The following is a 17,511-nucleotide window of genomic DNA, read 5'->3' as shown; positions in this document are numbered from 1 at the left end:
GACGGGGCCATCTGCGATCTTGCCGCGACCTTGCCGGAGACACCGTTGCGACTGCCGTCTTCGACATTGGGGCTGGGGCTCGCCACCATCACCCCGCTCCTGCTGTTCCTGGTGGTCGTGGTGTGGATCCTCGACCACAAGCAGCAGGAGGAGCTTGAGACGGAGTTGCGCGGTCACGCCCGCTCGCTCTCGCTGGCCATCGACCGCGAGCTGGTGAGCCAGGCCCGTCCGCTTGAACTGCTGGCGGCAATCGGGCGCAGCTCGGTCGACGACCTTCCCATGCTGCAGGCGCAGGCGATCGAGGCGGTGCAGAACCAGCCGGGCTGGCTGGCCGCCGGGCTGATCGATGCGAACACGCTGACCTTCCTGTTCCACACGCAATTCCCGCTGGGAATGGATCTGCCGCCGCCGCGGCTGGACGTGGTGACGCGCCTCGTCGTGGAGACCCGGCGGACGGTGGTCGGCGGCGTCCTGCCTCCCGGCGGCCCGCCGGGCCGGCCGGCGCTGATCATCCGCTCCCCGATTCCGGAAATGGGCGCCATCCGTCACGTCTTCTCGCTGGCGGTCGGGCTGGAGAGCCTGGACGCCGTCGTGCGCGCTGCGGGGCTGCCGTCCTCCTGGACGGTGGCGGCGATCGACCCGGCGCTGATCATCGCCGCGCGTTCGCGCGAGGCGGAGCTGTATGTGGGCCAGCGCGTGACCCCGTCGCTGGAGGAGATGCTGACCCGCAACCGGCAGGGGCTGTATCCCCTGGTCACGAAGGACGGGCAGCTCGTCTACTCAGTCATCCACCGCTCGGCCGAGACGGGGTGGGCGGTGGCGCTGGGTGTGCCGGCGGCGCAGGTGCGCGGGAAGCTGGTGCAGAGCCGCTGGACCATCAGCGCCGGCGGCCTCATCGCCTGTATGGCCACGTTGGTGCTCGGCCTCGTGGTGACGCGCGACTACCGCCGCCGCCGGAAGGCCGAAAGCGACGCCCGCGCGGCGCGCGAGGCCATGCTGGTGGAACAACGCCGCCACCTGGAGGCGGAGAAGGACCACGCCGAGGCGGCCAACCGCGCCAAGTCGGAGTTCCTGGCCAACATGAGCCACGAGCTGCGCACACCGCTGAACGCCATTATCGGGTTCAGCGAGGCGTTGATGAGCGGGCTGTTCGGACCGTGCCCGCCCAAGCATGGCGAGTACATCGCCAGCATCCATTCCTCCGGCCAGCACCTGCTGACGCTCGTCAACGACGTGCTGGACATGGCGAAGATCGAATCCGGGCGTCTCGAACTGCACCGGGAGCCGGTGTCGTTGGCAACGCTGGTGATGGAATGCCTGGAACTGGTGGAGGCGCTGGCGGAGCGCAAGGGCATCCGGGTGAAGGCGGGGGCGGTCGCGCCGGATCTCGTCGTCGATGCCGACAGTCTGCGCCTGCGCCAGTCGGTGCTGAACATACTGTCGAACGCCATCAAGTTCACGCCCGAGGGCGGAACCATCCTCACCGGCGCGCGCCGCGACGCCGACGGCACCGTGACTCTGTTCATTTCCGACAGCGGAATCGGCATGACGGAGGACGAAGTCCGCATCGCCATGCAGCCGTTCCGCCAGATCAACAATTACATGACGAAGTCGCAGTCGGGCACCGGGTTGGGGCTGCCGCTCGCCAAACGCTTCGTCGAGGCGCACGGCGGCCGGCTGGAGGTTCTCAGCCGGCCGGGGGAGGGCACGACGGTGGTCATCACGCTGCCCGTCGAACCGCTCCCCGCCGGGATGTCGCTGGTGGAGTGAGCACGGCGGACCAGGGACCGGGCGTGCTCTGCCCTGGCTTGCCGAAGCGCCCGACCGGGCGCCGCGCCTCATGGCGCGAAGAGCCTGCGTGGCGATTGAACGCAATACGGCAAGCCAATTTATTGGCTTGCCGGTACTCGCGCGCCGCGGTCAGGCGGCGGCGCGCTTGAGGCGGGCCTCGGCGGCGTCGAGGCTGGCGACCAGATCCTCGATCGCCTGGTCGGCCATGGCGCGGGCGAAGGGCCAAGCGTCATCGGTCGCGAGGTGCGCGGCCTCGATCCGGCCGGTCACGCGGTTCAAAAGGCCCCGCAGGGCGTCGAGCGAGCGTTCCATGTTTTCACGGCCCATACCCTCCCGGACTGGCTGGGGCCAGCGCTCGACCAGGCTGCGCAGACGGTCGAGCCGGTCCGTGGCGTGGAGGAGAAGATCGCGGCACAACGTATCGTGGGCTTGCCGTTGACGGCAGCTCATGGATGGATCCCCCTTTGGATCTCTTCGGTGTCGATCGGTCGGCAGCAGGGTGTCGAGCGTCCAATGAACCTGCGCTTTGTCCAATGCTTGCGACCATTATGGTGCATTGCAACAGGTTGTGCGCCGCGCTGCCAAAAAGAAAACCGACCGGGTTGTCCTGCATATACAACGCAAGACGTGCCCGGTTCCCGAAGTTTGCTTATTTCATCAAGCGTCCCTGTTTTCGGGCGGTTGGGTCCGGCCCGGATTTCAGTTTTTGTTGTGTTTGGTTGGCGATGCGGTTCTGCCGCATTCGGGACGGTTCGTCAACCAAACCATTTGCATAGGACAGGGGCGCGTTGTCGCAGCCGAAGGTTAAGGCGGCCTGCGCGCAAGACTCCGTGATGGAATGACCGCGCGGGTTACTCCGCCGCGACGCCGTACGGATAGGCGTCGGCGTTTGCCGGTTCCGGCGTGCAGGTGGTGGCGCACGCGCCGCACTGGCGGTTGCGGTGATCGTTGGCCATTTCCCGCATCAGCGGCACGCATTTGCCGCACTGAACTTGGCAGCCATGGTGGCGGAAGATGGAAGCCGGCGTGTGCGCGCCGGTGTCGAGGGCCTTGGAGACCTGCTTGTCATTCAACGCGTGGCAGATGCAGACGTACATGAGCCCTCGTCATCGCTGGGATCCGCGGCTTTGTCGTAAGAGGGAGCCGGGGATGCGCTGGTTCGCGTTAATTGGTGTAGTGCGACTGAGAATGATTGTCAAATGATCCAGGTCACAGGTCCAGCGATTCTCACGGGGTGTGGCGTGGTGTCGCAGGGGTGCCACAGGGGCATGCAGGGCGGATGCCGGGCAGGGGTGGCGGACTTCGCTTGCATTCCGGCCGCGGGAACGGTAGCCCCTGCGCATGACTGACGCAGCGGCATCCACGACTCCGGGGCACGAGCCCTTGGGGCAGACCATCTATCTGGCGCCCGAGGGCTTCGTGCAGGACCTCGTGGCGGAATTGGGCGACGTGTCGGCGGTGGAGGACCGGCTGGTCTTCGCGCCCGGCCCGGCGCGGCCGGCCGCCTGGGCGCAGAACATCTGGTACGACCCGGTAAAGATCGAGATCGCCTCGATCAAGGACGGGGCGCGGGCGCTGCGCGGGATCCAGCGGAATTGGGCGCTCTGGTCGCTGCGCCACCACCGCCGGGCCAACCTGATCCAGGAAAACCTGCCGCACGTCTCGGCGAAGCCCGTCGTATTCCCCTCCGCGCTTCCGACGGCGCCGCTCGGGTCCTGGACGCTGCTGGACGAAAACACCATCGTCGCGGCGGCGCGCTGCTCCAGCCCGTACCGCCATGGCGAGGTCGCCTTCGTTGAAAACCGGACGGCGCCGCCGAACCGCGCCTACCTGAAGCTGTGGGAAGCGCTGACCCTGTTCGGGGAACAGCCGGGCCCCGGCGACCGCTGCATCGACCTGGGCGCCTGTCCCGGCGGCTGGACCTGGGTGCTGCACGAACTGGGCGCCAGCGTGGTCAGCGTGGACAAGGCACCGCTCGACCCGGGCATCGCCGCGCTTCCGCGCGTGGAGTTCCGCCAGGAGAGCGCCTTCGGCCTGAAGCCGCAGGACGTAGGCCCGGTGGACTGGCTGTGCTGCGACGTCATCTGCTACCCGACGCGGCTGCTGCGGCTGGTCCAGCAGTGGATGGACAGCGGGCTCGCCAAGCGCTTCGTCTGCACGCTGAAGTTTCAGGCGGAAACCGACCACGAGACCGCGCGCGCTTTCGCCGCGATCCCCGGCGGGCGGGTGCTGCACCTGTCGCACAATAAGCACGAGCTGACCTGGATGTGGCCGGTGGCTCCGCGGTGAGTGCAGTGTTGGGGGGATAAGGCTTCACACGGATTGCGCGGATTTGAACACGGATTTCACGGATTTTTTTTGATGCTTGTGAAGCGTTGCTGAGTTGATCGGTGCGCGCGTGGTCAAGTTTCAAAGATCATCCGTGAAATCCGTGTTCAAATCCGCGAAATCCGTGTGAATCCTTGTCCGCCGACTCCACGACTTACGCCCGCCGCAGCGCCAGTTCCAGCGCGGGGCGGAGGATGGACGCGGCTGCGTAGCCGATTTCCACCACCTCCTCGGCGCGGTCGAACTCCAGGATGCCGATGTGGGCGAGGCGGGGCGCGATCAGCACGTCCGGCGGTTCGCCGGCCAAGCGGGAGCGCGTGATGCGGTCTTGCATGATGTCGATGGAGCCGGCCATCACATCCATCACATTGGGCATCACGTTGGGGACCGGCGCCGCGGTGTGGTCCAGCTGGTTGGCGAGAAAGCGCGTCCGCGGCGCCGGGCGGCGGCCGAGCCAGGAGGCGATCTGCGAGGTGAAGCTGGTGAAGGCGGGCGAGGTGGCGTCCCCCGCCGGCACGGCGGCCTCCGGCACGACAATTGGCGCCGGGGCCGGCGCCGCCGCGGCATGGGCGCGGGCCGCCGCCGGGGCGCCGCGCAGGGCGGGGCGGGCGAGCGGCGAAAGCTCGCTGTTCAGGTTGACCGCGATCACCACGTCGGCGCCGAGCGCGCGGCACAGCGACACCGGCACCGGGTTGACCAGGGCGCCGTCGACCAGCCAATGATCGTCCCGCCGCACCGCCGGGAACAGGCCGGGCATCGCGGCGGAGGCCTGCACGGCGCTGAGCAGCGGCCCCTCGCGCAGCCAGATTTCCCGGCCGGTGCTGAGGTCGGTGGCGACGGCGGCGAAGGGCCGGTCGAGCTGGTCGATGGCAACCTCGGTGCGGTGGTTGCGGAACCGGTCGAAGGCACGCTCCGCCGCCACCAGCCCACCGCGGCGGAAGGTGAGGTCGATGATGCCCAGCATGCCGAGCCAGCCCATGTTCTGCGCCCAGCTCTGCAAATCATCGAGCTGCTCCGTCAGGTAGGCCGCCCCGACCACGGCCCCGATGGAGGTGCCGCAGATCACGTCCGGCGCGACCCCGATCTCCTCCAGCGCGCGCAGGACGCCGATGTGCGCCCAGCCGCGGGCTGCCCCGCTGCCGAGCGCAAGGCCGATCTTCAGTCCACTCACGCCACGCACCCCCACCAGCCTCTTTCTTGACAATCTGGGGCTCCGGCGTGGCCGGGGGAACCCTTCGAACGGTGTGGCCGGACACCCGCCGGAGAGCCCCGCAAGGCGATCCCCAAAATTGTCGGCGATTTTTCTTCTACTTGATTTGGATCATCCTATCTTTTGGGTAGGCTGTGGCATTTTCATGGAAGAGCCGACAGTTGCTGCGCGTTAACCAAACATCAACTGGTCAAGCGCAGGATTGACGCAGGCACGGACTTTCAGGGATGGCGGAGGATGCCATGGCCCAGGATCTGAAGAGCTTCAAGAAGGATTGGCAGCGCTGGTCGCCGGCGGAAAAGCTGGTGGCGGTCGCCCTGCTCGTGGTCGCCACCGTCGTCCTCGGCGGTCCGGTCACGGCCCTTCTGTAAGGTTTCCGTTTCAAGCCAGGAGCGCCGGGAGGGCGCTTAGAGGAGCGAGGCGAGCGCCGCGATCCCGAAGCCTCCCAAAACCGCGCCGGACGCGCGGTTGATCCACAGCATGGCGGCGGGCGTGACCCGACGCCGGAATGCGCCGACCGAGGCGCTGAGCGCAAGCCACCACATCGCCGATCCGACGAAGACGCCGAGCACGAGAACGGCGGCCACGGCCGTGCTGTCTCCGCTTGTGATTGTTCCGGATTGGGGTGCCAGACCCAGCCCGCCGAACACCGCGGCGAAGCTGAGGATGGTCGCGGGGTTGGCGAGCGTCAGCAGGAAGGTGGAGGCGTAAGCCCCCGCAAGGCCGCTGGCGGTCCGCGCGGCGGCCGGCCGGTCCGCCGGCCGGGCGCGGAGCGTGCTCCAGCCCAGCCACAGCAGCATCAGCCCGCCGACGAGCTTCAGCGCGGTCTGGCTGCCGACCAGCGCGTCGGTGACCAGCGCCACGCCGAAGCCGGCGATGGCACCATAGACCGCGTCGGCACTGGCCGCGCCCAAGCCGCTGGCGAAGCCGTGCACGGGGCCGTCGGCGAGCGTGCGGCGGATGCACAGCAGTCCAATCGGTCCAACCGGTGCAGCGATGCTGAGCCCGATGACAAGGCCCTTCAGCAGGACGGGCAGGCTGTCCATGATCCCACTCCCAAACTCATTCCACCGGCAGCGCCGGTGTGTCCTTCACCGAGGACAGCGCGATCACCGTGTGCGACCGCGCCACGCCGGGCAGGGTCTTCAGCCGGTCCGACAGGAAGCGCTCCAGCGCCTCCGTGTCGGACACGCGCACCTTCAGCAGGTAGGACCACTCCCCGGTGACGTGGTGGCACTCCTGCACGGCCGGCATGGCCAGCACCGCGGAGCGGAAGGGCGCGTCGTGCTCCGGCCGTTCCAGCAGCACCTCGACGAAAGCGAGGACGTCGAGGCCGAGCGCCTTCGGCGACAGCCGCGCCCCCCATCCCTGGATCGCCCCGCCGGCCTGCAATTTCTTCAGCCGTTCGTTGACGGCGGACACGGACAGCCCTGCCGCCGCCCCGATGTCGGCGTAGGATGCGCGCCCGTCTTGCTGAATGTGCGCGATGATCTTGCGGTCAATGTCGTCCATGACCGCAAATTTTCCACCCAGATGCCGATTGCGCAAGAGGGATTTCGGGTGACGGGGTCCCGCGCCTCAGCGGCGGCGGGGCGGGCGGCCGCGGAGGTGGGCGTGCTGGAGCTTGGCGCCGGCGAGATCCGCGCCGTCGAGGTCGGCGTTCTCCAGGTCCGCTTCCGTCAGGTTCGCCTGGGTCAGGCAGGACCCGACGAGCAGAGCCTGCCGCAAGTCCGCCCCCATGAGGTTGGCCGCCCAGGAGCGGCCGGTCGACCGCCCGGTGGGATCCTTGATCTCCGCCGGGCCGAGGTTCACGCGCGTCAGGTCGGCGCCCGACAGCTTGGCGTAGCTGAGGTTCGCGCCGGACAGGTCGGCGCCCATTAGGTTGGCGCCTTCCAGGTTCGCGCCGGACAGGTCGGCCATCATCAGTTGCGCGCCGGTCAGCGCCGCATCCGACAGGTTGGCGCCCCGCATGGACGCGGCGCTGAGGTTCACGCTGCGCAGGTCGGCGCGGCTGAGGTCCGCACCGTCCAGTTCCGCCCGTTCGCCGCGCTGGCCGAAGCTTTCGATCCAGCGTTCGTGGTCGAAGATTGCGCGCTGGATCTCCGACCCCATGCTGTCGATGGGGCGGGTCAGCCGGGCGCCGCCGAGGTTGGTCTGCGACAGGTCGCAATCGGCCATCCGCGTGCCGACCATGTCGGCGTCGTCGAAGCTGGCGCCGTCCAGCTGCGCCCCGGACAGGTTGGCGCCGTTCAGGCGCACGCCGGACAGGTTGGCGTTGGTCAGTACCGCCCCGGAAAGGTCGGCGTTCTGCAGGATCGACCCGGTGAGGTCGGCGTCCGTCAGGTTGGCGTTGACCAGCAGGGCGCCGGTCAGGTCGGTCGGGATGCCGCCCATGGCCGTCGCGTTGCCCTGAAGGCGGGCCAGCGCCGTCCGGTGGATCTGCCGGGTGGTTTCCGCATCCTGGGTCAGGTCCGGGCCGGCACTGCGCCGGCTGGTTCCCCCGGGTTCCAGCGTTCCGGCGCGCAGGTCGGCGCCGCGCAGGTTCGCGTTGGAGAAGTCCGCCGCGCGCAGGCGGGCGCCGCGTAGGTCGGTCTGCATCAGGTTCGCGCGGGTGATGTCGGCGTCGCGCAGGTCCACCGCGAACAGGTCGGCGCCGGCGAGGTTGGTGCCGTTCAGCCGGCTGCGGGCGAGCCGCGCGCCGGCCAACCGTGCGCCGCGCAGGTCGCGTTGCGACAGGTCCGCACCCTCCAGGTCCGCGTGCGACAGGTTCGCGCGCGCGCCGCCCGGCTGGCCCTTGATCCAGCGGGCGTGCCGCTCAAGCACCTCGGCCAGCTGGTCGGGCCTTAGCGTGGCAGAAGCGGGGGAAGGGACTGTGGTGACCGCGGACACGGAAAGAAATCGCCGCACTGGTTTTCGCTATCCAAACTATGGGGGTGGATTCCTTACCGAAGCCTAAACGGTACAATTCGCCGCAGCACCGCTTTTGGTTGCTGATTGTTGTGGCATCGTTGTCACACGTTGATGCGTTTCGGAAACATACTATGGACAGGGTACCGCCGCTGCGGTATCGCCATGGGCCGCCGCCGCGACGCCTCGCACAGGGTGCGAATCGGAGGCGTTGCAGACTCGACTCGGGACCGAGTCGCGGTGTGTTTCGGCGTTGTAACGGACCGATCGGGCCGATCGGGGCGCGTGGCATTCCGCGAAAATCCGCGGAAATCCGCCTGATCGGGCAATTGTTAACCATTGGTTTCTTGACACCGGGTGGGGGTCTGACTCCAAAAAGTCTCAAACGAAAGGGTTATGGCGTGTTCAGCCAACCCGGTTTGGGACCTGATGGAGGCGATATGACCGTAGCGAAACCCACGTCGACCGGAGCAGGCAAGCTTGGCCGACGCGAGTTGCTGCGCATCGGTTTGGCGGCCACGGCCGCCGGGATGATCATGGCACCGGAGGTGTCGGAAGCGGCGTTGCGCGCTCCGCCCCGGATGCTGACCCTGCTCAATCTCCACACCGGCGAACGGGTGCGGACCGAATACTGGTCGAAGGGGCGTTACCAGCGCGAGGGGCTGCGCGAGATCAACCACCTGCTGCGCGATCACCGCACCGGCGCTACCCATCCCATCGACCCGAAGCTGCTGGACCTGCTGCACGACCTGACGCGCAAGGTCGGCAACCGCGGCCCGGTCCACGTCATCTCCGGCTACCGCTCGCCGGAATCCAACGCGTGGCTGCGCGAGCGCGACGGCTCCGGCGTGGCGCAGAACAGCTTCCACATGCAGGGCAAGGCCATCGACCTGCGGGTGCCGGGGCTGTCGCTGCGCAACCTCCAGCGCGCGGCGCTCAGCCTGCGCGGTGGCGGTGTCGGCTACTACCCGGACAGCGACTTCGTGCACGTGGATGTCGGCCCGATGCGGCACTGGGTGTCCGGCTGAGCGGCCCGCTCGTTTGAAGCGCCATTGCCAAGGCCCCGCCGGTTCGCCGGCGGGGCCTTTTTGCTACCCGGCGAATAGGAATGCGAGTCATTCGCAATTTCGCTTGCGAACGAACAGCCTACCCCTTATGAAAGGGGTCGAGTTTTGAGAACTATTCTCAATTGCAAAATTCGATCCTTACGACGAGGCGGGAGCATGACGGGCATGGTTGCGGGGCGCGCGCGGGGGCGGCGCACGGGATGGTTGCTGGCAACGACGGCGTTGACGGTTCTGTTCGCGGCGGGAGGCGTCGCACAGGCCCAGTCGCAGGGCGTGCCGCAGGGGACGGGTGGGGCGGTCGTCCTTGACCCGGTCACGGTGGGGGCCTCGGCCCCAACAGCCTCGCCGGTCGAGGGCTATGTGGCCAAGCGCAGCACCAGCGCGACGAAGACCGATACGCCGCTGCAGGACGTGCCCCAGTCGATCACCGTCGTGCCGGAATCGCTGATCAAGGACCAGGCGATGCAGAGCCTGTCCGACGTGGTGCGCTACATCCCCGGCATCTCGCCGGGCCAGGGCGAGGGCAACCGCGACCAGCTGACCATCCGCGGTAACAGCACAACCGCCGATTTCTTCGTCGATGGCGTGCGCGACGACGTGCAGTACTACCGCGACCTCTACAACATCGACCGGGTCGAGGCGCTGAAGGGCTCCAACGCCATGATCTTCGGCCGCGGCGGCGGGGGCGGCGTGATCAACCGCGTGATCAAGGAGGCGGACGGCCGCACCATCCGCAACTTCAGCGCGACGGGCGGCTCGTTCAACACCAAGCGGGCGACCGGCGACGTGGGGCAGGCGATCACGCCGGACTTCGCCGTGCGCCTGAACGGTGTCGTTGAGAACTCCGACAGCTACCGCGATTACGTCGGGCTGGAGCGGTACGGCATCAACCCGACCGTGACCTACACGCCCACGGACTCGACCAAGATCAAGCTGGGCTACGAGTTCTTCCGCGACGACCGCACGGCCGACCGCGGCATCCCGTCCTTCCGCGGCGCGCCGCTGGAGACGCGGGAGTCGACCTTCTTCGGCAACCCGGACCTCAGCAACGCCCGCGTGAACGCGCACGCGGTGGACGGCTCCATCGAGCACGAGGTCAACAGCAGCATCACGGTTCGCGACCGCTTCCGCTACGCCAACTACGACAAGTTCTACCAGAACATCTTCGCGGGCGCGGTCAACGCCGCCGGCACCCAGGACAGCCTCGCCGCCTACAACAACTCCACCAAGCGCGACAACCTGTTCAACCAGACCGACCTGATCTTCAAGGCCAACACCGGCCCGGTGAAGCACACGGTGGTGACGGGTCTGGAAGTGGGCCGGCAGAAGACCGACAGCTTCCGCAACACCGGCTATTTCGGCGGGATCGGCTCCACGGCCACCTCCGTGCTGGTGCCCGTGTCCAACCCGCTCTATTTCGGCCCGGTCACCTTCCGGCAGAGCGCCACGGACGCCAACGCGACCACCACGACCACGACGGTCTCCGGCTACGTCCAGGACCAGATCGAGCTGACGGAGCAGTGGCAGCTGATCGGCGGCCTGCGCGTGGAACGTTTCGACATCGATTTCGACAACCACCGCAACGGCCAGTCGCTGAGCCGGCAGGACACGCTGGTGTCGCCGCGGGTGGGCGTGGTCTACAAGCCGATCCAGCCGCTGTCCTTCTACGCCAGCTACAGCGTGTCGTACCTGCCCAGCTCCGGCGACCAGTTCAGCTCGCTGACCAGCACGACCGTGAACCTGGAGCCGGAGAAGTTCCAGAATTACGAGGTCGGCGCCAAGTACGAGGTGCTGCCGAACCTCGCCCTGACCGCCGCCCTGTTCCAGCTGGAGCGGACCAACACGTCGGCCCCCGACCCGGTCAACCCGGGCCTGGTCGTGCAGACCGGCAAGCAGCGCACCCGCGGCTTCGAGGTCGGGATCGCCGGCAACGTCACGGAACGCTGGCAGATCGCCGGCGGCTATGCCCTGCAGGACGCGGAGATCGTCAGCCGCACCTCCGCCGCCGCAGCGGGCGCCACGGTGCCGCTGGTGCCCCGCCAGACCTTCTCGCTGTGGAACAAGTACCAGTTCACGGACACCTGGGGCGCCGGCCTCGGCGTGATCCACCAGGGCAAGACCTTCGCCGCCGTGGACAACGCCGTCACCCTGCCGAGCTTCACCCGCTTCGACGCCGCGGTCTACGCCAACGTGACGGAGAACGTGAAGGCGCAGCTGAACGTGCAGAACCTGTTCGACGCGAAGTACTACAGCACCGCCAACAGCAACAACAACATCACCCCGGGCGCCCCGCGCACCTTCCTGGTGACGCTGAACACCAGCTTCTGACCGGGGCTTTGCCAAAAGAAAAGCCCCCGCCGGTCCATCCCGGCGGGGGCTTTCCGTTTGCTGTGGGCGCGGGCTTGCGCTCTTACTCCACCGTCACAGACTTCGCCAGGTTGCGCGGCTGGTCGACGTCGGTGCCCTTCAGCACGGCGACGTGGTAGGCCAGCAGTTGCACCGGAATGGCGTAGAGCAGCGGGGCGACCAGCGGGTCGCAGGCCGGCAGCTCGACCGACCAGCGGACCTTGTCGCCCATCTTGTCGATGCCCTTCTTGTCGGCGATCAGCAGGACCTTGCCGGAGCGGGCGCAGACCTCCTGCACGTTCGACACGGTCTTCTCGAACAGGCCGTCGGAGGGGACCAGCACGATCACCGGCACGCTCTCGTCGATCAGCGCGATGGGGCCGTGCTTCAGCTCGCCGGCAGCGTAGCCTTCGGCGTGGATGTAGCTGATTTCCTTCAGCTTCAGCGCGCCTTCCAGGGCCAGCGGGTACATGGCGCCGCGGCCGAGGTAGAGCACGTCGCGGGCCTCCGCCACCTCCTGCGCCAGTTCGCGCAGGCGCTCGTCGTGGGCCAGCACGTCGGCGGCACGGGCCGGCACCTCGCGCAGGGCCTGGGCGATGGCGGCCATGCGCTCCGCCGGGATCACGCCGCGGGCGCGGCCGGTGGTCACCGCCAGACAGGCCAGCGTGGTCAGCTGCGTCGTAAAGGCCTTGGTGGAGGCCACGCCGATCTCCGGCCCGGCCATGGTGTAGAGCACCGCGTCGGATTCGCGCGCGATGGTGCTTTCCGGCACGTTGACGATCGACAGGATCTTCTGGCCCTGGCGCTTGCAGTAGCGCAGAGCCTCCAGCGTATCCAGCGTCTCGCCCGACTGCGAGATGAACAGCGCCACGCCGCCCTCGGGCATCGGAGCCTCGCGGTAGCGGAACTCCGACGCGATGTCGACCTCGACCGGCAGGCGGGCCAGCGTCTCGAACCAGTATTTCGCCACCACGCCAGCGTAGTAGGCGGTGCCGCAGGCCACGATGGTCAGCTTCGTCGCCTTGGCGATGTCGAAGTCGAACTCCGGCAGGGTAATGCGGCTGGTCTCGGGATTGATGTAGGCGTTCAGCGTGTCGCCGATGACCTGCGGCTGCTCGTAGATTTCCTTGAGCATGTAGTGCCGGTAGCCGTCCTTGCCGATCAGGGCACCGGACAGGGCGGTGGTCTTCACCGCGCGCTCCACCACCGCGTCGCTGGCGTCGTGGATCACGGCGCCCTCGCGGGTCAGTTCGACCCAGTCGCCATCCTCCAGGTAGCAGATGCGGTTGGTCAGCGGGGCCAGCGCGAAGGCGTCGGAGGCGAAATACATTTCGCCCTCGCCGAAGCCGACGGCCAGCGGCGTGCCGTGGCGGGCGCCGACCAGCAGGTCCTCGCGGCCGGAGAACAGCAGCACCAGCGAGAAGGCGCCGGTGAAGCGCTTGAAGGACGCGGCGGCGGCCTCCACGGGGCCGAGCCCCTCCTTCTCCATGTAGTAGGTGACGAGGTGGGCGATCACCTCGGTGTCGGTGGCGCTCTCGAACAGGTAGCCGTGGGCGATCAGCTCGTCCTTCAGCTCCTGGTAGTTCTCGATGATGCCGTTGTGGACGACGGCCACGCGCTTGGTGGCGTGCGGGTGGGCGTTGTTCTCCGTCGGGCCGCCGTGGGTGGCCCAGCGGGTGTGGCCGATGCCGATGATGCCCGGCAGGGGGGACTCGCGCAGCTTGGCGTCGAGGTTCAGCAGCTTGCCTTCCGCGCGCCGGCGGTCGATCCCGCCGTTGACCAGCGTCGCCACGCCCGCGCTGTCATAGCCGCGGTATTCGAGGCGGCGCAGGCCTTCGACGAGACGGGGCGCCGCATCCTGGGTGCCGATGATGCCGATGATGCCGCACATGGACCTGCAACTCCTGATTTCTGGCCCGGGACGATGGCCCTGACTGCCGAACTGTGACTGTACCTTGATGAAGCGCGTCCGGACGTGGTGGCCGGACGGAATTCTACGCCTTTTTCGCTTTCTCGGCCTGCTTCCGCTCGCGGAAGCGGCGGGCCCAGCCGGAGTAAGCCTGCTGACGGCCACGCGACACGACCAGCGCGTCGCCCTCCACGTCGGTGGTCACCACGCTGCCGGCCCCGACGATGGCACCGTCGCCCACGCGGACCGGGGCGACCAGCGCGCTGTTGGATCCGATGAAGGCCCCCGCGCCGATGTCCGTGTGGCTCTTGGCGAAGCCGTCGTAGTTGCAGGTGATGGTGCCGGCCCCGATGTTGGCCTTCGCCCCCACGCGCGCATCGCCGATGTAGGTCAGGTGGTTGACCTTGGCGCCGGCCTCGATCTTCGCGTTCTTGATCTCGACGAAGTTGCCGATGTGGGCGTCCGGCCCGATCTCGGCGCCCGGCCGCAGGCGGGCGTAGGGGCCGATCTGCGCGCCGGCGTCGATGCGCACCTGCTCCAGGTGGCTGAAGGACTTGATCTCCACCCGGTCGCCGACCGTCACGCCGGACCCGAACACCACGAAGGGCCCGACCACCACGTCGCGGCCGAGCCGCGTGTCGACGCTGAAGGTCACGCTGTCGGGGTCGGTCAGGGTGGCGCCGTTGTCCATGGCGGCCTTGCGCAGGCGGCGCTGGATCAGCTTCTCCACCTCCGCCAGCTCGGCGCGGGAATTGACGCCGACCACCTCCGCCGGGGCGGCCTCCACCACCGCGCAGGACATGCCGTCGCCCCGGGCGATCTGCACCACGTCGGTCAGGTAGTATTCGCCCTTGGCGTTGCTGTTGCCGATGCGGTTGATCAGCTCGAACATGCGCGCGCCGTCGAAGGCCATCAGGCCGGCGTTGCACAGGCCGACCCGGCGCTCCTCCTCCGTCGCGTCGAGGTATTCGACGATCTTCTCCAGGCCGCCACGCGCGTTCAGGATCAGTCGGCCATAGGCGCCGGGATCGTCCGGCCGCATGCCCAGCACGACCACCGCCGGGTCGGCCGCTTGGCGGCGCGCGGCCACCATGGCGCGCAGCGTGTCCGGCGTGACCAGCGGCGTGTCGCCGTACAGCACGACCACGTCGCCCGAGAATCCCTCCAGCAGGCCGAAGGCGGAGCGCACCGCGTCGGCGGTGCCGCGCTGCTCCTGCTGGACGGCGGTGGGGTAGGGGGCGACCGCGGCCGCCACGTCGTCCATGCCGGGGCCAACCACCACGACCACATGGTCGGGGTCCAGCGCCTTCACGGCGGCCAGCACATGGCCGACCATGGGCCGTCCGGCGACGCGGTGCAGAACCTTGGGCAGGTCGGACTTCATCCGGGTGCCCTTGCCGGCGGCAAGGATCACACAGGCGAGCGGGCGGTGGGTCGTCATGACGGGGTCTCTGCTTCTTATGGCGTGAGCGTTATGCAGGGCGGGCGCGAAAACGGGTGCGTCAAATCATGGGTTGCGGAGTTCCAAGACTATTCAGTGCCACAGTCCTTACCTGGACCCCAAGTCAACTTTTGTGTCAACCTGTCATACACATCCGGGGGCGGAGGGCTTAGCCGGGGCGTTCCTTCGCGGGCTCAACCCACCTATGACCGTGCCCACCTATGACCGCGCCCGCCTATGACCACGATGTGCCGTGCGCAAAGCGCGGTCGTCGCGCGAGGTTGCGCCGTGCTATCGAAGGACCCGTCAAAAGGCCCGTTCGAAAGGCCCTCTGCTTCGACGTGCAACGGAAACCCACTCATGCCCTTTCCCTTCTCCTGCATTGTCTTCGACCTCGACGGCACGCTGATCGACAGCGCTCCGGACATGACCCGTGTGCTGAACCGGACGCTCGGCGAGTTCGGCCGTCCGGCGCTGACCGAGGCGCAAGTGCGCACCATGGTCGGCGACGGGTCCGCGAACCTGGTCCGGCAGGCCTTCGCCGCGACCGGCGCCGCGCTGGACGACGAGGCCGTGCAGCCGGTGCTCCGCCATTACCTGGACAGCTATTTCGACCATGAGGAGCCGTCGCAGCTCTATCCGGGCGTCGCCGCGACCCTGCGGGCGCTGGCGGAGGAGGGCGTGCGGCTTGGCCTGTGCACCAACAAGCCGGAGCGAATCAGCCGCAAGCTTCTGGGCATGCTGGACCTGACCGATCTGTTCGGCGCCGTGGCGGGCGGCGACACCCTGCCGGTGAAGAAGCCCGACGGCCGCCACCTGTCGTGGGTGGTGGAGCAGTTGGGCGGCGGCCGCGCCGCCATGGTCGGCGACAACGGCAACGACGTGAAGGCCGCCCGCGCCGTGGGCATTCCCGTGGTGGCGATGAGCTACGGCTATCCCCGCATGCCGGTGGCCGAGCTGGGCGCCGACGTGGTGCTCGACGAATTCGCGGATCTGCCGGGCGCGCTGCGAGCGCTGGCCGGCTGAAACGTCCACGGCCAAACGTCCACGATCAGATGTCCATGGCCCCGGCCGGCACCCCCAGCGCGGCCGGGGCCGTAGGTCTCATCCTTGTCATGGTTAACAAGCGATTAACAGTGGCTAACGAAAGGTAAATGCCGTTAACTGGGCTCATCGATTGGTGGCGAGTGATGGAGGTCTGCGATGGCTCAAATCCTTTCGTTCCCCGGGAAGACCCTGCCGGTCGACTCCAGCCGCGATCAGGCCGCCCGCAGCGTCGCGCGCCGCCAGATCGAATCGGCGACCGCCGATTTCGACCGTATGATGGCCCACCACCACGACCTGCAGCGCCGCGTTGACGAGTTCAACCGCCTGTGCGCCGAAGCCTTCCGCGATCTGGAAGCGGCCGAGCGCCGCGACGACGACGACCAGGACTCCGCCGAGGTGCTGTACCACCCGGCCTTCCACGGCCCCGCCGCCCAGAGCGCCGCGCTTTGCTGCGCCTGATCCCCCGACGCGGCTGAATCGCCGCTTCAGCGCTTCGGTGCCGGTGTCTCCACGGCGGGCCGCTCTGCCGTCTGGGGGTCCTTGGTGGCGCCGGTCAGGTGGATGACGACGCTGCCCAGCCCGCTGTCGGCTTCCAGCCGCACGGGCAGGGGCGGGCCGCCGGGCGTCACCGGCGCGATCCACACATCCACCGGCGGGCGCTGCTCCTCCCCGCCGCCGCCGCGGCGCCAGAAGGAGCTGTCGGGCTTGCGGTTGTAGCCGGCGATCGGCGTGTAGGACACCCGGCATTGCCGGGCCGTGCCGGCGAACACCGAATTGCGCGAGGCCCCGACCAGCCGCATCCCTTCATCCACGAACAGCATGTCATAGCGCCGTCGCCCGTCGTAGACCGGGACGGTCCGCTGGCACCCCTCGCCGCGCAAGCCAGCGAGCAGTACGCCGACGACTCCGCTCAGCGGATCCTGCGTGCCGCGCAGGAGCGAGTCCGGAACGGGCTCCCGGTCGTCGTCCTGCGGCGGGGGCGTGACCTCCGCCCGCACGCTGCCACGACCGTCATACTCCAGCGTCACGTTGCGCGGGCTGCCGCGCAGGGTGCTGACCTGGGTGTGGCGCAGCGGGGCCGGCCCATCGGGGCGGATCATCCCGACGCTGCGCGACCGTGTCTCCCACGGGAACATGCGGCCGAGGAAGCCATCGGTGGCCGCGTCCACCCCGACGCTGTAGCGGTCGCCGGTGAGGGCCAGCTCGGCCCGTGCGTCGAGGACGGCCACGCCGCCGACATGCACGCGGTAGGTCAGCGTCCAACGCTGCGCCTGCGCCGCCCTCGGGGCGGTCACGGCGAGGCCGGCGGCCAGCAGGGCAGGCATCAGGGCTGGGGCGATGGCGCGGCGAAGGTTCGGAGCGCTCACGACGGTCATTCTCCTGGCTGGCGGCGAGTTGGGCTGGCGGCGAGCTGGAACCGGGCTGACGATTTTCTTTCATATTGGTGCGAAACAGGTGCTTGACA

The 17,511-nt window shown here is 68.3% G+C and carries 16 protein-coding genes; 7 read left to right on the top strand and 9 right to left on the bottom strand.

Annotated features, from left to right (window positions below; translation table 11 throughout):
• The first annotated feature begins 45 nt into the window (after nucleotides 1-45).
• On the top strand, nucleotides 46-1,770 hold the full coding sequence (locus tag M2351_RS09450) for a sensor histidine kinase (RefSeq protein ID WP_264655839.1): 1,725 nt from the start codon (nucleotides 46-48) through the stop codon (nucleotides 1,768-1,770).
• Nucleotides 1,771-1,920: 150 nt separating this feature from the next.
• Here the strand turns inward: M2351_RS09450 and M2351_RS09445 are convergent, their stop codons facing one another.
• Together M2351_RS09445 and M2351_RS09440 are read right to left on the bottom strand one after the other, a co-directional pair.
• Nucleotides 1,921-2,241, bottom strand: a complete 321-nt coding sequence (locus tag M2351_RS09445) for a hypothetical protein (protein WP_264655838.1) — start codon at nucleotides 2,239-2,241, stop codon at nucleotides 1,921-1,923.
• A 401-nt stretch (nucleotides 2,242-2,642) separates the two neighbouring features.
• Complete coding sequence (locus tag M2351_RS09440) at nucleotides 2,643-2,888, bottom strand: (2Fe-2S)-binding protein (RefSeq protein WP_264655837.1); 246 nt, start codon at nucleotides 2,886-2,888, stop codon at nucleotides 2,643-2,645.
• A 244-nt stretch (nucleotides 2,889-3,132) separates the two neighbouring features.
• Here M2351_RS09440 and M2351_RS09435 point away from each other — a divergent pair, with 244 nt between their 5' ends.
• Complete coding sequence (locus M2351_RS09435) at nucleotides 3,133-4,080, top strand: SAM-dependent methyltransferase (RefSeq protein WP_264655836.1); 948 nt, start codon at nucleotides 3,133-3,135, stop codon at nucleotides 4,078-4,080.
• Nucleotides 4,081-4,273: 193 nt separating this feature from the next.
• On the opposite strand, the gene M2351_RS09430 is transcribed toward M2351_RS09435, so the two are convergent.
• Entirely contained in the window at nucleotides 4,274-5,290 is a 1,017-nt protein-coding gene (locus M2351_RS09430) for a patatin-like phospholipase family protein (protein ID WP_406567372.1), read from the bottom strand.
• Between the two features lie 281 nt (nucleotides 5,291-5,571).
• Here M2351_RS09430 and M2351_RS09425 point away from each other — a divergent pair, with 281 nt between their 5' ends.
• The gene (locus M2351_RS09425; RefSeq protein WP_264655835.1) at nucleotides 5,572-5,700 is read left to right on the top strand and encodes a hypothetical protein; all 129 of its coding nucleotides are present in this window, start codon (nucleotides 5,572-5,574) and stop codon (nucleotides 5,698-5,700) included.
• A 36-nt stretch (nucleotides 5,701-5,736) separates the two neighbouring features.
• Here M2351_RS09425 and M2351_RS09420 read toward each other — a convergent pair whose 3' ends face one another.
• The 3 genes from M2351_RS09420 to M2351_RS09410 form a co-directional block, all read right to left on the bottom strand.
• Entirely contained in the window at nucleotides 5,737-6,375 is a 639-nt protein-coding gene (locus M2351_RS09420) for a LysE family translocator (RefSeq protein WP_264655834.1), read from the bottom strand.
• A gap of 16 nt (nucleotides 6,376-6,391) precedes the next feature.
• Entirely contained in the window at nucleotides 6,392-6,841 is a 450-nt protein-coding gene (locus tag M2351_RS09415; protein ID WP_264655833.1) for an Lrp/AsnC family transcriptional regulator, read from the bottom strand.
• 66 nt (nucleotides 6,842-6,907) lie between these two features.
• Nucleotides 6,908-8,218: a pentapeptide repeat-containing protein gene (locus M2351_RS09410; RefSeq protein ID WP_264655832.1), complete on the bottom strand. Its 1,311-nt coding sequence runs from the start codon at nucleotides 8,216-8,218 to the stop codon at nucleotides 6,908-6,910.
• Between the two features lie 458 nt (nucleotides 8,219-8,676).
• On the opposite strand from M2351_RS09410, the gene M2351_RS09405 reads away from it, so the two are divergent.
• Nucleotides 8,677-9,264: a DUF882 domain-containing protein gene (locus tag M2351_RS09405; protein WP_264655831.1), complete on the top strand. Its 588-nt coding sequence runs from the start codon at nucleotides 8,677-8,679 to the stop codon at nucleotides 9,262-9,264.
• A 195-nt stretch (nucleotides 9,265-9,459) separates the two neighbouring features.
• Nucleotides 9,460-11,631, top strand: a complete 2,172-nt coding sequence (locus tag M2351_RS09400; protein ID WP_264655830.1) for a TonB-dependent receptor — start codon at nucleotides 9,460-9,462, stop codon at nucleotides 11,629-11,631.
• An 82-nt stretch (nucleotides 11,632-11,713) separates the two neighbouring features.
• Here the strand turns inward: M2351_RS09400 and glmS are convergent, their stop codons facing one another.
• Together glmS and glmU are read right to left on the bottom strand one after the other, a co-directional pair.
• Complete coding sequence (gene glmS, locus M2351_RS09395) at nucleotides 11,714-13,540, bottom strand: glutamine--fructose-6-phosphate transaminase (isomerizing) (RefSeq protein WP_264655829.1); 1,827 nt, start codon at nucleotides 13,538-13,540, stop codon at nucleotides 11,714-11,716.
• A gap of 103 nt (nucleotides 13,541-13,643) precedes the next feature.
• Entirely contained in the window at nucleotides 13,644-14,999 is a 1,356-nt protein-coding gene (glmU, locus tag M2351_RS09390; protein WP_264655828.1) for a bifunctional UDP-N-acetylglucosamine diphosphorylase/glucosamine-1-phosphate N-acetyltransferase GlmU, read from the bottom strand.
• 360 nt (nucleotides 15,000-15,359) lie between these two features.
• Between glmU and gph the strand changes: the two genes are divergently transcribed.
• Nucleotides 15,360-16,025 (top strand): phosphoglycolate phosphatase, encoded by a 666-nt coding sequence (gph, locus tag M2351_RS09385; RefSeq protein WP_264655827.1) that lies wholly within the window; start codon nucleotides 15,360-15,362, stop codon nucleotides 16,023-16,025.
• Between the two features lie 177 nt (nucleotides 16,026-16,202).
• Entirely contained in the window at nucleotides 16,203-16,505 is a 303-nt protein-coding gene (locus M2351_RS09380) for a hypothetical protein (RefSeq protein WP_264655826.1), read from the top strand.
• 26 nt (nucleotides 16,506-16,531) lie between these two features.
• Here the strand turns inward: M2351_RS09380 and M2351_RS09375 are convergent, their stop codons facing one another.
• Nucleotides 16,532-17,413, bottom strand: coding sequence for a DUF3108 domain-containing protein (locus M2351_RS09375; RefSeq protein WP_264655825.1), 882 nt, complete (start codon nucleotides 17,411-17,413; stop codon nucleotides 16,532-16,534).
• Between the last annotated feature and the right edge of the window lie 98 nt (nucleotides 17,414-17,511).

The organism is Azospirillum canadense (assembly GCF_025961225.1).
In the GTDB taxonomy this organism is placed as follows: domain Bacteria; phylum Pseudomonadota; class Alphaproteobacteria; order Azospirillales; family Azospirillaceae; genus Azospirillum; species Azospirillum canadense.
The sequence above is the reverse complement of the archived record's forward strand: the minus strand, read 5'-3'. Positions and strand labels throughout refer to the sequence as shown.

Excerpts from the sequence above, each read along its gene's own strand:
- M2351_RS09445 (WP_264655838.1), bottom strand. The coding sequence starts at position 2,241 with ATGAGCTGCCGTCAACGGCAAGCCCACGATACGTTGTGCCGCGATCTT.
- M2351_RS09440 (WP_264655837.1), bottom strand. The coding sequence starts at position 2,888 with ATGTACGTCTGCATCTGCCACGCGTTGAATGACAAGCAGGTCTCCAAG.
- M2351_RS09435 (WP_264655836.1), top strand. The coding sequence starts at position 3,133 with ATGACTGACGCAGCGGCATCCACGACTCCGGGGCACGAGCCCTTGGGG.
- M2351_RS09425 (WP_264655835.1), top strand. The coding sequence starts at position 5,572 with ATGGCCCAGGATCTGAAGAGCTTCAAGAAGGATTGGCAGCGCTGGTCG.
- M2351_RS09420 (WP_264655834.1), bottom strand. The coding sequence starts at position 6,375 with ATGGACAGCCTGCCCGTCCTGCTGAAGGGCCTTGTCATCGGGCTCAGC.
- M2351_RS09415 (WP_264655833.1), bottom strand. The coding sequence starts at position 6,841 with ATGGACGACATTGACCGCAAGATCATCGCGCACATTCAGCAAGACGGG.
- M2351_RS09405 (WP_264655831.1), top strand. The coding sequence starts at position 8,677 with ATGACCGTAGCGAAACCCACGTCGACCGGAGCAGGCAAGCTTGGCCGA.
- M2351_RS09400 (WP_264655830.1), top strand. The coding sequence starts at position 9,460 with ATGACGGGCATGGTTGCGGGGCGCGCGCGGGGGCGGCGCACGGGATGG.
- glmS (WP_264655829.1), bottom strand. The coding sequence starts at position 13,540 with ATGTGCGGCATCATCGGCATCATCGGCACCCAGGATGCGGCGCCCCGT.
- glmU (WP_264655828.1), bottom strand. The coding sequence starts at position 14,999 with ATGACGACCCACCGCCCGCTCGCCTGTGTGATCCTTGCCGCCGGCAAG.
- gph (WP_264655827.1), top strand. The coding sequence starts at position 15,360 with ATGCCCTTTCCCTTCTCCTGCATTGTCTTCGACCTCGACGGCACGCTG.
- M2351_RS09380 (WP_264655826.1), top strand. The coding sequence starts at position 16,203 with ATGGCTCAAATCCTTTCGTTCCCCGGGAAGACCCTGCCGGTCGACTCC.